The 12,589-nt window shown below is 66.6% G+C and carries 13 protein-coding genes; 7 read left to right on the forward strand and 6 right to left on the reverse strand.

The annotated features are described in order from the left end of the window. Positions 1-198: 198 nt before the first annotated feature. Positions 199-1,188, forward strand: coding sequence for an iron exporter MbfA (gene mbfA, locus NUV79_RS03890; protein ID WP_257731768.1), 990 nt, complete (start codon positions 199-201; stop codon positions 1,186-1,188). Between the two features lie 128 nt (positions 1,189-1,316). Here mbfA and NUV79_RS03895 read toward each other — a convergent pair whose 3' ends face one another. Next, positions 1,317-1,454 (reverse strand): lipoprotein, encoded by a 138-nt coding sequence (locus NUV79_RS03895; RefSeq protein WP_173046700.1) that lies wholly within the window; start codon positions 1,452-1,454, stop codon positions 1,317-1,319. Between the two features lie 180 nt (positions 1,455-1,634). Here NUV79_RS03895 and NUV79_RS03900 point away from each other — a divergent pair, with 180 nt between their 5' ends. The 4 genes from NUV79_RS03900 to NUV79_RS03915 all read left to right on the forward strand — a co-directional run bounded on the left by NUV79_RS03900 (position 1,635) and on the right by NUV79_RS03915 (position 5,836). Continuing rightward, positions 1,635-2,933, forward strand: coding sequence for an RsmB/NOP family class I SAM-dependent RNA methyltransferase (locus NUV79_RS03900; protein WP_257731769.1), 1,299 nt, complete (start codon positions 1,635-1,637; stop codon positions 2,931-2,933). 49 nt (positions 2,934-2,982) lie between these two features. Next, positions 2,983-4,551 carry a glutamine-hydrolyzing GMP synthase gene (gene guaA / locus NUV79_RS03905; protein WP_257731770.1) on the forward strand — a complete coding sequence of 523 codons (1,569 nt, stop codon included), beginning with the start codon at positions 2,983-2,985 and terminating at the stop codon, positions 4,549-4,551. A gap of 198 nt (positions 4,552-4,749) precedes the next feature. Continuing rightward, on the forward strand, positions 4,750-5,436 hold the full coding sequence (locus tag NUV79_RS03910) for a DUF2161 domain-containing phosphodiesterase (protein WP_257731771.1): 687 nt from the start codon (positions 4,750-4,752) through the stop codon (positions 5,434-5,436). An 85-nt stretch (positions 5,437-5,521) separates the two neighbouring features. Beyond that, complete coding sequence (locus NUV79_RS03915; RefSeq protein WP_257731772.1) at positions 5,522-5,836, forward strand: I78 family peptidase inhibitor; 315 nt, start codon at positions 5,522-5,524, stop codon at positions 5,834-5,836. A gap of 129 nt (positions 5,837-5,965) precedes the next feature. Here the strand turns inward: NUV79_RS03915 and rpmG are convergent, their stop codons facing one another. The 5 genes from rpmG to NUV79_RS03940 all read right to left on the reverse strand — a co-directional run bounded on the left by rpmG (position 5,966) and on the right by NUV79_RS03940 (position 10,651). Next, positions 5,966-6,133, reverse strand: a complete 168-nt coding sequence (gene rpmG / locus NUV79_RS03920; RefSeq protein ID WP_038367996.1) for a 50S ribosomal protein L33 — start codon at positions 6,131-6,133, stop codon at positions 5,966-5,968. Positions 6,134-6,273: 140 nt separating this feature from the next. Then, positions 6,274-7,008 (reverse strand): NUDIX hydrolase, encoded by a 735-nt coding sequence (locus NUV79_RS03925; RefSeq protein ID WP_257731773.1) that lies wholly within the window; start codon positions 7,006-7,008, stop codon positions 6,274-6,276. After that, complete coding sequence (locus NUV79_RS03930) at positions 7,005-7,451, reverse strand: DUF983 domain-containing protein (RefSeq protein ID WP_257731774.1); 447 nt, start codon at positions 7,449-7,451, stop codon at positions 7,005-7,007. The genes NUV79_RS03925 and NUV79_RS03930 overlap by 4 nt, the downstream gene beginning before the upstream one ends. Then, positions 7,451-9,868, reverse strand: a complete 2,418-nt coding sequence (rnr, locus tag NUV79_RS03935) for a ribonuclease R (RefSeq protein WP_257731775.1) — start codon at positions 9,866-9,868, stop codon at positions 7,451-7,453. Before rnr ends, NUV79_RS03930 begins: the two co-directional genes overlap by 1 nt. A 372-nt stretch (positions 9,869-10,240) precedes the next feature. Continuing rightward, positions 10,241-10,651: a DUF2000 family protein gene (locus NUV79_RS03940; protein WP_257731776.1), complete on the reverse strand. Its 411-nt coding sequence runs from the start codon at positions 10,649-10,651 to the stop codon at positions 10,241-10,243. Here NUV79_RS03940 and NUV79_RS03945 point away from each other — a divergent pair. Beyond that, a complete protein-coding gene (locus tag NUV79_RS03945; RefSeq protein WP_257731777.1) occupies positions 10,650-11,519 on the forward strand; it encodes a helix-turn-helix domain-containing protein in 870 nt (289 codons plus the stop codon). The two genes, NUV79_RS03940 and NUV79_RS03945, sit on opposite strands and share 2 nt — an antisense overlap. A gap of 79 nt (positions 11,520-11,598) precedes the next feature. Next, on the forward strand, positions 11,599-12,585 hold the full coding sequence (gene gnd / locus NUV79_RS03950) for a phosphogluconate dehydrogenase (NAD(+)-dependent, decarboxylating) (RefSeq protein ID WP_257731778.1): 987 nt from the start codon (positions 11,599-11,601) through the stop codon (positions 12,583-12,585). Positions 12,586-12,589: the final 4 nt, after the last annotated feature.

Below are 12,589 nucleotides of genomic sequence, written 5' to 3' on the forward strand. Positions count from 1 at the left end.
GCCGATATGACACGGCCATGAAGGTCAGTGCTCGGATTTGAGGGAGTACCGTTGGCTGCCGAATGTGGCGGCAGCTTTGGAGGACGGGCCTGGGTCGGCTGGCGACCCGTTACGGATGTCGACGACGACCCCTTACGTTGGACATTGGATTAGAATATTTCTAAAGAAGACTTCTGCTCGTCGTCCGCAGGTATCCCGATGCCCGCCCTCTTTTCCATCTTCCATCCGGCCCGCCGCAGGTTCGACGACCTTAGCGCACAGGAGGTTCTGTCCCTCGCAATCCTCGCCGAAGAGGAGGACGGGCGCATCTATGCCGCCTACGCCGCCAATCTGATCGAGCAGTTTCCTGCCTCGGCAGCGATGTTCGATGCCATGGCAGCGGATGAGAACGAGCATCGGCGCGTCTTGCTCGACCTCTATGTTCGCAAATTCGGCTCCACGATCATCCCCATCCGCCGCGAACATGTCGAAGGCTTCTACGCACGGCGTCCTCTGTGGCTGGTGAAGTCCCTCCCATTGGAGCGCGCACGAGCCGAGGCCGCCGACATGGAGCGGCAGGCCGAAGCCTTCTATCGGCTGGCCGCCGCGCGCAGCACCGACGCCGAGACGCGAAAGCTCCTTGGAGACCTTGCCGCCGCGGAAGCTACGCATGAGCGCAAGGCCATGACATTGGAGGAGGGCCTAACGACCAGCGACGAAGGTCACGCGGAAGCTGACCACGCCAAGCGCCAGTTCGTTCTGACTTGGGTTCAGCCGGGACTTGCGGGCCTGATGGACGGCTCCGTTTCGACACTGGCCCCGATCTTCGCAACCGCATTTGCCACGCAGAATCCGTGGACGACCTTCCTGATTGGTCTGTCGGCTTCAGTCGGTGCCGGCATTTCCATGGGTTTTACCGAAGCGGCGCACGACGACGGCAAGCTTTCCGGCCGCGGTGCGCCGTGGAAGCGGGGGCTGGCGTCTGGCATCATGACCACGCTCGGCGGGCTCGGCCATGCTCTGCCCTACCTTATCCCCCATTTCTGGACCGCAACGGTCATCGCGCTCTGCGTCGTCTTCGTCGAGCTATGGGCCATCGTGTGGATACAGAACCGCTACATGGAGACCCCGATAGGGCGAGCCATGTTCCAGATTATCCTCGGCGGACTGCTCGTGTTGGCGACGGGCATTCTGATTGGCGGTGCTTGAGCGCCCAAGCCACCTGTTGCTTCCTTGCCTACAGAAAACCCGCCCCGGCGGAGGCCGGCGCGGGTTGTACTGTCGCTGGCAGATACGAGCGGGAGGCCGCTTTGCGCAGCCAGCCCTCCCGCACAATCTCAGCGGCGGTTCTCGAGGGTCGTCTTGGCGTCGAGGCGCTTGGAGGCCGGCGGGGTGTAGTCCGGCTGCTGGGTGGCGCAGGCGGCGAGGCCGAGCGCGACGAGGCTCAGGATGAGGATGCGGCTGGCGCTTTTCATGTGTGGAGATCCCGTTGACCGCGACATGCGGTTGCATCGTCTTTCCGCTTGTGAAACGACCGCGTCAAGAGTGTGACGATGGGAGCTTTATGTCCCTGCGTCATGCTTGAATCGGTCGAAACTTGTTCACCCCGTCTTTGCGGCGTTTCGGAGCCCGTCCGGCGCCAGGATTGAAGCGTCATGACCCCAGCCGCCCGGATCAGCGCCGCCATCGAGGTGCTCCAGGATATCGTCGAGCGCCGCCGGCCTGCCGCCGATTCGCTCAAGGACTGGGGCCTGTCCCGCCGCTTCGCCGGCTCGAAGGATCGCGCCGCGGTCGCCTCGCTGGTCTATGACGCGCTCCGGCGCAAGTCTTCCTCCGGCTATGCGATGGCCTCGGAGACGCCGCGTGCGCTCGTCCTCGGAATGCTCGCCGGCCTGCGCGGCCTCGGCGTCGCCGAGATCGCGGCGCTCTGCTCAGGCGAGAATCACGCGCCCCAGCCGCTGAGCGACGACGAGACCGCGCTGCTTACCGCCTTCTCGGTCGAGGGGGCGCCCGAATGGGTGCAGGCGGACGTCCCGGAATGGCTCTGGCCGTCGTTCCATAAGGGCTTGGGTGAAGCTGCCATCGCCGAGGGCGAAGCGCTCGCCGCCCGCGCGCCGATCGACCTGCGCGTCAACCGCCTCAGGGCCGGCAGGGATGCCGTGCTGAACGACCTCGCCCATCTCCAGCCGGAGCAGGGCCCCTGGTCTCCCGACGCCCTGCGCTTCCAGCCCGGCCATGATGGCCGCGGCCCGTCGTTGCAGACCGAGCCCGGCTTCTTCGCCGGCGCCTTCGAGATCCAGGACGAGGGCTCGCAACTGGTGACGCTGCTGGCCGGCGCCCAGCCCGGCCAGACCGTGATCGATCTCTGCGCCGGGGCAGGGGGCAAGACGCTGGCATTGGCCGCGCTGATGGCCAATCGCGGTAGCCTTTACGCCACCGATCTCGACAGCCGTCGCCTCGCGCCGCTGCATGACCGGCTGGCCCGCTCGGGGGCGAGTATCGTCGAAGTCCGCATTCCCCGCTCGCGCGGCCACGAGCCCTTCGCCGATATCGCTGGCCAGGTCGATCTCGTTCTGGTCGATGCGCCCTGCACCGGCTCCGGCACCTGGCGGCGCAACCCCGATGCGAAATGGCGCGTGCGCCCCGGCGCATTGGCCGAACGCATCAAGGACCAGGCTGAGGTTCTGGCGCGCGCCGCGAGGCTGGTGAAGCCCGGCGGCCGCATCGCCTACATCACCTGCTCGGTGCTGCCGGAGGAGAATGACGAGGCGATCCGCGCCTTCCTCGGTAAGCATCCGGGCTTCTCCGCCATCGCGCCGATCGACGTGCTCAAGGGGGCCGAGAGCGACTTCTCGCTGCTCGCCCGCTTTGGCACGGCCTATGGCCTGCAGCTCTCGCCGCGCCGCACCGGCACGGACGGGTTCTATCTGGCTTGCCTCCAGCGCGGGGACTGAGGCTGTCGCGGGCGTTGCACGCGCCCGCGCGATCCATTAACGGAACGCGATGACGAGCGCTCAGCCCCATCACGACTCCATCCTTATCATCGATTTCGGCTCGCAGGTGACCCAGCTCATCGCGCGGCGCATCCGCGAGATCGGCGTCTATTGCGAGATTGCCCCGTTCCAGTCGGCGGCCGATGCCTTCGCGCGCATGAAGCCGAAGGGCGTGATCTTCTCCGGCGGCCCGGCCTCGGTGCCGGACGAGGGCAGTCCGCGCGCTCCCGAAGCGGTCTTCAGCGCCAACATCCCGCTGATGGGCATCTGCTACGGCCAGCAGACCATGGCACATCAGCTTGGCGGGAAGGTCGAGGGCGGCCACGCCGCCGAGTTCGGCCGCGCCGATGTCGAGATCCTGGCGTCCTCGAAGCTGTTCGAGGGCGTCTGGGAGAAGGGCGCGCGCTATCCCGTCTGGATGAGCCATGGCGACCGCGTCACGGAGCTGCCCGCGGGCTTCTCGGTCAAGGCGACCTCGGAGAACGCCCCTTTCGCGGTGGCGAGCGACGAAGATCGCCGCTTCTACACCACCATGTTCCACCCCGAGGTGGTCCACACCCCGGATGGCGGCAAGCTGCTGCGCAATTTCGTCGTCGAGATCTGCGGTTGCAAGCCGGACTGGAGCATGTCGGCCTATCGCTCCGAGATGCAGAAGAAGATCCGCGAGCAGGTCGGCACCGGCCGCGTCATCTGCGGGCTCTCCGGCGGCGTCGACTCGGCGGTGGCGGCGGTCCTGATCCACGAGGCGATCGGCGACCAGCTCACCTGCGTCTTCGTCGATCATGGCCTGATGCGGATGAACGAGGCCGAGGAGGTCGTCCGCCTGTTCAGGGATCACTACAACATCCCGCTGGTCCATGTTGAGGCCGAAGAACTTTTCCTTACCGAGCTCGCAAAGTGTGGCGCCGATCCCGAAGCCAAGCGCAAGACCATCGGCCGGCTCTTCATCGATGTCTTCGATGCAGAGGCGGCCAAGCTCGGCGGCGCCGATTTCCTGGCGCAGGGCACGCTCTATCCCGACGTGATCGAGAGCGTCTCCTTCTCCGGCGGCCCTTCGGTGACGATCAAGAGCCACCACAATGTCGGCGGCCTGCCCGAGCGCATGAAGATGAAGCTCGTCGAGCCGCTGCGCGAATTGTTCAAGGACGAGGTTCGCGTGCTCGGCCGCGAACTCGGCCTGCCCGAGGCCTTCGTCGGCCGTCACCCCTTCCCGGGGCCGGGTCTCGCGATCCGCTGCCCCGGCGAGATCACCAAGGAGAAGCTCGACATCCTGCGCAAGGCGGATGCGATCTATCTCGACGAGATCCGCAAGGCCGGCCTCTACGACGTGATCTGGCAGGCCTTCGCCGTGCTGCTGCCGGTGCGCACCGTCGGCGTGATGGGTGACTATCGGACGTACGACCATGTCTGTGCCCTGCGCGCGGTGACCTCGGTCGACGGCATGACGGCGGATTTCTATCCCTTCGACATGAATTTCCTCGGCCGCGCCGCGACCCGCATCATCAACGAGGTCAAGGGCATCAACCGCGTCGTCTACGACGTGACTTCGAAGCCCCCCGGCACGATCGAGTGGGAGTGATTGGCGCGGCAGCGCGATCGACTCGGATCGCACTCTAAGCTGACGCACGGAGCGCTGATATCAAATCCACCCGCTTCGGCCGATGATCTCGGCCCATGGCGGGTGGATTTGTCATTTGAGCCATCATGACGCCTGCCGGCGTTTGCCTCTCCGAAACGACTGGCGGGCAAGATGGCGGCCTGTTCTCCGGAGGTGGCTGTGGAAACGTCGCTCTATCTGCCCGTCAAGCGTTTCCTCGAAGGGCTCGGCTACACCGTGAAGGGAGAGATCGGGCCTTGCGACCTCGTCGGGCTTCGCGAGAGCGACCCTTCCGTCGTGGTGATCGGTGAGCTGAAGATGAGCTTCAATCTGGAACTCATCTTGCAGGGCGTAGACAGGCTCAGTCTCGGCGATGAGATCTGGCTCGCGGCCCAGCTGTCCGCCCGGGGCAAGGGGCGTGAAAGCGATCCGCGCTACCGCAATCTCTGCCGGCGCCTTGGCTTCGGCTTGCTCGGCGTTTCCAAGAGCGGTGACGTGGCGGTCCTCGTATCGCCGGCAGCGCCCACGCCGCGTAAGGATCCGCGGCGCCGCTCGCGGCTGGTGGACGAGCACAAGCGCCGCCAGGGCGACCCGGCCATGGGCGGCGGCACGCGCAAGCCCATCATGACGGCCTATCGCCAGCAGGCGCTGGCTTGCGCGGCAGCAATGGCGGCAGAGCCGAAACGGCCGCGCGATCTCAAGCCCTCCTGTCCCGATGCCCAGAAGATCCTCCACCGCAACGTCTATGGCTGGTTCGAGCGCTCCGGGCGCGGTGTCTACGCACTGACCGAGGCCGGTCGCGGCGCCTTGGCTGCGTGGCACGCTCAGGTTCCGGCGAGCCCGGAAGCGGCGGAACTCGCGGCCTGAGCACGGCCATCCCCTTGCCACGGCTGCGCCTCAACGCGATCGTAGAGCCTCCGGCGATTGTTCGGATGGCCTGAAAGGGGTTGTGATGATGGCGCAGAAACTTCTGGCCGCTGGGGTCTTGTCGTTGGCCGCCTTGACGCTGGCCGCTTGCCAGAGCGATGCGCAGCAGGCGCCGATGGGAACCGCGCCAGGTTTGCCCGGCGCGTGCAGCGAGGATGCGGCTGAGACGTTGGCGGGTAAGGCCCGTGTCAGTGATGCCGAAGCCCAGCAGATCACCGGTGCGACGATCGTGCGGCAGATTCGTCCTGGGCAGGGCGTGACGATGGATTACCGCAAGGAGCGGGTGACCATCGAGACCGATCCGAAGTCCGGCAGGGTTATCCGGGCCTATTGCGGCTAGGCGCGATGTGGGGGCGTTTCCGAGCCTTCGGCGACCGCTGATGCCGTCATCGCGGGGCTAATGCTCCAAACGAAAAAACCGCCCGAAAGGGCGGTTCTTCAAAGCGAAATCAGATCGAGAGGCAGGGCCTCACTTGATCTTGGTTTCCTTGAACTCGACGTGCTTGCGCGCGACGGGGTCGTACTTCTTCTTCGACATCTTCTCGGTCATCGTGCGCGAGTTCTTCTTCGTCACGTAGAAGAAGCCGGTGTCGGCGGTCGAAAGCAGCTTGATCTTGATCGTCACGGCCTTGGCCATGGGTCTATCCTCGAACCATGCGGGCCGATGGCCCTCGGAAAAGAAAATGGCCGGGCGAGCCCGGCAAACCGTCAGCGCGGGGAATGCCGCAAAGGGCCGGCGAAGTCAAGGAAGAATAGCTTCGCGGCGCGAAGGACACCTCAAAGCTCCTCGCGCACGAAGCTGCCACGCTTCTCCCAATAGAACGGGACGGACAGCCAGGGCGCGAAACCGCCCTCGATCCGGGCCTCGACCTCCTGGATGATCACCTTGGTGATGGTCGGCAGGTCCAGCTCCTTGGCCTCGTCGAAATCGACCCAGACCAGATCCACCAGCTCCGAATCGGGGCCGATGATGCCGTCGATCCGCTTGGCGACGGCGGAGGCGTCGATCGCGAAGAAGCGGGTGTCGAATCGCTTCGGCCGGCGCGGCGGCGTGATCGCGCGCGCGACGAAGGTCACCGCCGAGAGATCGGGATAGATGCCCTGCGCGGCGAAGTCGGTCCAGCTTCCGGGCGGCGGGGCATCCGGCGCGCCGAACTCGTCGGAGCCGAAGAGCAGGCCGGTCTCCTCGAAGGTCTCGCGGATCGCGGCCATCGCCAGCGCACGCGCCTTGCCGGCGCTGGGGCGCAGGCAGCGCTTGCCGAGCCGGTCCTCGCAGATCTGCGGCACGGCACCGGTCGCGACCATCTGCCGGTCGCCGGCATCGACGCGCCCGCCGGGGAAGACATATTTGCCCGGCATGAACTTGTGGCTCGCGTGGCGCTTGCCCATCAAGACCTTGGGGCGCGCGAGACTGCGATCCAGGATCATCATCGTCGCGGCGTCCTTGGGACGCTGATTGGCTGTGGTGCGCGCCCGCTCGGCCTGGGTCAGGGTGACGGTGTGGTCGGTCATGAACGTGAATCCGAAGGGGGCAGGGGCTGGCGCTCGGGCCGGTCAGGCACGCCGCCGAAGCCATGCATGCGCACGGCCCATTGCAGGCCGACGACGCCGCCCTTCACGGGCTGCATCAGCGCGAAGGACAGGATGATGGTGAGAAGCGGCCAGACGGTCATGTGCAACCACATCGGCCAGTCCGCGAATTTCTCGGCCAGCAGCAGGCCACCGACGATGATATGGCCGACGATGGTGATGACGATATAGGGCGGCAGGTCGTCGGCGCGCTGGTGATGCAGGTCCTCGCCGCAGGCCTCGCATCGATCGACAGGCTTCAGGAAGGCGCGGAACAACCGGCCTTTGCCGCAATGCGGGCAACGCCCCCTCAGGCCGCGCGCAACCGCCTGGCGCCAGTCGCGCGCGTCGAGATGCCCGTCCGCGCTGTGGATCTGGACGCCCATCACCGCCTCTTGCCGGGCTTGCTCTTGCCCGACTTGCCTTTGCCGAAGCCGTTCCCGCCGGGCTTGCCCTTCTTGCCGAAGCTCGCCGCCGGCCGGCTCGTTCCGAACGGGACCGCACCGCCGCGCCGCCTGCCGCCGCCCGTGGGCACTTTCCGCCCAGGCGAGAGGATTTCGAAGCGCAGGGCGCCCGCGACAGGGGCGGCCTCGACCAGCTTGACATGGACCCGGTCGCCGAGGCGCCAGCTCTCGCCGGTGCGCTCGCCGATCAGGGCATGGGCCGCCTCGTCGTAGCGATAGTAGTCGCCACCGAGCGTCGAGGCCGGGACGAAGCCGTCGGCGCCTGTGCCGTCGAGCTTCACGAAGAGCCCGGCCCGGGTGACGCCACCGATGCGCCCGTCGAAGCTCGCGCCGATCTGGTCGGCGAGGAAATGCGCGATCAGGCGGTCGGTGGTCTCGCGCTCGGCCGCCATGGCGCGCCGCTCAGCCGCCGAGATGCGGGTCGCGACCTCGCGCAGCTCCGCGAGCGCGGTGCTCTTCGGCAGGCCGTCATCGCCGAGCTTCAGCGCCGTGATCAGGGCGCGATGCACGATCAGGTCGGCATAGCGCCGGATCGGCGAGGTGAAATGCGCGTAGCGGCGCAGGTTGAGGCCGAAATGCCCGTAATTCTCGGCGACGTACTCGGCCTGGGCCTGCGTGCGCAGCACGACCTCGTTGATCAGGGTCTCGTTCTCCGAGCCTTTGATCATGCCGAGGATACGGTTGAACAGCACGGGCCTCAGCGCCCCGTCCTGCGGCAGCTTGATGCCGATCGAGGCGAGGACTTCGCCGAGTGCTCGCATCTTCTCCAGCGAGGGCTCGTCATGGCAGCGATAGATCAGCAGGCTGCCGGCCTTCTCCAGCGTCTCGGCCGCCGCGACATTGGCGAGGATCATGAATTCCTCGATCAGCCGGTGCGCCGCGAGCCGGTCCGGCACGATGACGCGGTCGACCGCGCCGTCGGGCTTCAGGATCAGCTTCCGCTCGGGCAGGTCGAGTTCGAGCGGCTGGCGCTGGTCGCGGGCGCGCGCCGCCACGCCATAGGCCGCCCAGAGCGGCATCAGCACGCTCTCGCGGATCGGCGCGGTCTTCTCGTCGGGGCTGCCGTCGATCGCGGCCTGGGCCTGCTGGTAGGAGAGCTTCGCCGCCGAGCGCATCAGCACGCGGTGGAAGGAATGGCTCTTCTTCGAACCGTCGGCCTTGAGCACGAGCCTGACGGCAAGTGCCGGGCGGTCCTCGTGCTCGCGCAGCGAACAGAGATCGTTCGAGATCCGCTCCGGCAGCATCGGCACGACGCGGTCGGGGAAATAGACCGAGTTGCCGCGCTCAAGCGCCTCGCGGTCGAGTGCCGAATGGGGCGTCACATAGGCCGCGACATCGGCGATGGCGACGGTGACGATGAAGCCGCCGGGATTGGCTGGGTCCTCGTCCGGCACGGCATGGACCGCGTCGTCATGGTCCTTGGCGTCAGCCGGGTCGATGGTGACGAGCGGCAGCGCGCGCCAGTCCTCGCGGCCCTTCAGGCTGGCAAGCGGCGCATTCGCCGCTTCCTGAAGCGCTGCCGGCGGGAATTCATGCGGGATGCCATGGGCATGGATCGCGATCAGGCTGACCGCACGCTCCGACTTGATCGAGCCCAGCCGCTCGCGCACATGCGCCTCGGGCGGGCCGAAGCGGCTCTCGCGGCGCAGATTGACCGAGACGAGATCGCCGTCCTGCGCCTCGGCCGTGCGGCCCTTCGGAATGATGGCCTCGCGGCCCAGCGCCTTCTTGTCGATCGGGACCAACCGGCCGGAGCCGTCGGGCAGGGCGCGGAAGATGCCGAGCACGGCGGCCCGGGCCTTGCCCATCACCTTCAGCACGCGGCCGGAATACCCGAAGCCCTCGACGCCGCGCAGCCGCGTCAGCTTGAGAATGACATGGTCGCCGACGCCGGGCGCCGGCGCTGCCGACTTGTCCTTGCGCCGCCCTTCGCGGGTGCGCTCGATCAGGATCTGCGGCGGCGGGCCGTTCTCGTCCGCGTCCCATTCCAGTGGCTGGGCGACGAGGTCTCCCTCGCGGTCGCGGCGCTTGATCTCGGAGAGCAGCACGGGCGGCAGCGCGCCGCGCGGATGGACCGGGCGTTCCTTGCCGTCGCCGCCGATCTCGCCTTCCTCCGCCAGCTCCTTGAGCAGGCGCTTCAGCCAGATCTTGCCGCCGCCATCGAGCCCGAAGGCCTTGGCGATCTCGCGCCGGCCGACCTCGCGGCCGGCAGCGCGCTCCTCCTCGATGAAGTCGAGAATGGCCTCGCGGCTCGGATCAGGAACGGACACGGCCGGTACTCGGGGCGTTGGGCAGGGAAAAGCGTGACACGCCGCCTGTCTGCCACGGCTTGCGGCCATGCGCCAGCATTAGCCGCTTGAAAGCAAGAAGGGCAGCCCTTGCGAGCTGCCCTTCCATTGCCGAACCGCGATCCGGCGAACCGGATCTGAAGGTGCGAAAACTCACGCGGAATAGAAACCCCAGCAAGAAGAGGTCCAGGTCCGCCCGCCTTGCACCAGCGGTTGATGACAATGAGACACTGGATCACCTCCTTTCAGTTGTTACCGACAAGAAGGAGGCTAAGGCGATTCTGCAGTCGTCGTAAATGCCAAAAAATGCGCTGGATGAGCACAGCGCAAGTCGCGTTCTGGGCCGTAAAAATATGAGCCGGCTCTTGCGTTGCACAGCAATGAGGCAGGGAAGTCTACCGTAAAGGCAGGAGTCGCGAGGCGTTAGCCGTGCAACTTCAGCCCCTTGATGATCTTGTCGATCTCCTTGCGCTCGGCATGGAGCCCAAGGCCGACGAGATCGAGCGCATCCGTCGCCACCGCCGCGACGGCGGCGCGGTTGTCGCTATCATTGCCGGTTGCGAACAGTTCTTTGGTATAGAGATGCGGCCGGACACCGCGCTCCTGTGCCCGTTGCAGCACGTTCGTAAGCTCGGCACCGCTCGCGGCGAAGATCAGGACAGGCTGGCGGATCAGGGGCCCGTAGAAGCGGCCGGACGCATCCTGATAAGGTTCGCCTGCGAGTTCGGGGGCGGTTCCGACGAGCCCGCCGGCGAGGAAGCTTGCGACATTGAGTTTTTGCCAGGTTGCGAGATCATCGCGAACCACGATGGCGATCTTGGTATCGTAACGCATGGATGCATCGCTAACCGAGGCCGGCAAGGCCAGTCTTGAACGATCGTGCGGGCCTGAGCCGGATTGGGTCCGGCTCGGCACCGGCGCGGACGGCATCGAGCGCATGGAGGCGTTCTTCCGAGGCTATGCCTATGATCCACACCGCCACGACACCTATGCCTTCGGGCTGACGCTGTCCGGCGTGCAGTCCTTCGACTATCGCGGCGCGCGGCGCGACAGCCTCGGTGGCCACGCCATCGTCCTGCATCCCGACGAGGTCCATAACGGCCGCTCCGGCATCGAGGGCGGCTTCCGCTACCGCATGCTCTATGTCGAGCCGCACCTGATCCGGCGGGCGATGGGCGAGTGCGGCCGGGCTTTGCCGTTCGTATCCACAGCCGTTTCGCAGGAGCCTCGGCTCGTCTCCGCGATCGCCCATGCGCTGCGCGATCTCGACCAGCCGCTCGATCCATTGGCGGCAGACGATCTGGTCGAAAGGCTGGCGCAGGCCTTGTTCGCGCTCGATCCTTCCGCCGGAAACGCTCGCCCCTCCCGGCTCGACGTCTTCGCACTGGAGCAGGCGCGCGATTATCTCGATGCCCACGCGACGGAGGCCGTCGATTCCAGCCGGCTGGAAGCCATGACCGGGCTCGACCGCTTCGCCCTGGCGCGCCAGTTCCGCGCCGCTTTCGGTACCAGCCCTTATAACTACCTCGTGATGCGCCGCCTCGATCGCGCCCGCCGGATGCTGACGCAACACATCTCTCTGGCCGATGCGGCCTTCGCCTGTGGCTTCGCCGATCAAAGCCATCTCACCCGCCAGTTCCGTCGCGCCTATGGCGTTACGCCGGGGCGCTGGCGGGCTCTGCAACGGCAAATCCGGGCCTGAGACCTGCGCCCAGCCCGCTTGCCCCGCCCGCCGCCTCCATGCTTGAAGCAGCGAAAGCCGGCTTTGCGGAGTGTCTGAGATGCAGCTTGGAGTGATCGGCCTCGGCCGTATGGGAGGCAACATCGTGCGCCGGCTGATGCGCGCCGGCCATGAATGCGTGGTCTATGATCGCGATCCGAAGCCGGGCGAGGCGCTCGCCGCCGACGGGGCGGTTGTTGCCGCCGACCTTAAGGACATGGTCGCCAAGCTCAAGGCGCCCCGCGCCATCTGGGTGATGCTCCCGGCCGGCAAGATCACCGAGGCGACGCTGGCCGAACTCGCCGGTCTCGTCGACGCTGGCGACACGCTGATCGACGGCGGCAATGCCTTCTGGAAGGACGATGTCCGCCGCGGCAAGGAGCTTGGGGCCAAGGGTATCCACTATATGGATATCGGCACCTCCGGCGGCGTCCACGGGCTCGATCGTGGCTATTGCCTGATGATCGGCGGCGACAAGGCAGCCTTCGACCGGCTTGAGCCGATCTTCGCGACGCTGGCGCCCGGCAAGGGCGAGATCGAGCCGACCAAGCATCGCGAGGGCCGCAACCCGACGAGCGAGCAGGGCTATCTTCATTGCGGCCCAACCGGCTCCGGCCATTTCGTCAAGATGATCCATAATGGCATCGAATACGGCATGATGCAGGCTTTCGCGGAAGGCTTCGACCTGCTGCGCAATGCCTCGGCCAAGGAAGGCCTGCCGGCCGAGTACGGCTTCGATTTCGACGTGGCCGAGATCGCCGAGGTCTGGCGCCGCGGTTCGGTCGTCACCTCCTGGCTGCTCGACTTGACGGCCGAGGCGCTGGCCGCCGACGAGGAGCTCTCCTCCTATACCGGCAATGTCTCGGATTCCGGCGAGGGCCGCTGGACGGTCGATGCCGCCGTCGAGACCGCGACCCCGGCAGAGGTGCTGACCTCGGCCCTGTTCGCCCGCTTCCGCTCGCGCGTCGACCACACCTTCGGCGAGAAGATCCTCTCCGCCATGCGTGCCGGCTTCGGCGGCCATGTCGAAGCCAAGAAGCAGGGCTGAAGCG

Source organism: Allobosea sp. 47.2.35 (assembly GCF_024655635.1).
Lineage (GTDB): Bacteria > Pseudomonadota > Alphaproteobacteria > Rhizobiales > Beijerinckiaceae > Allobosea.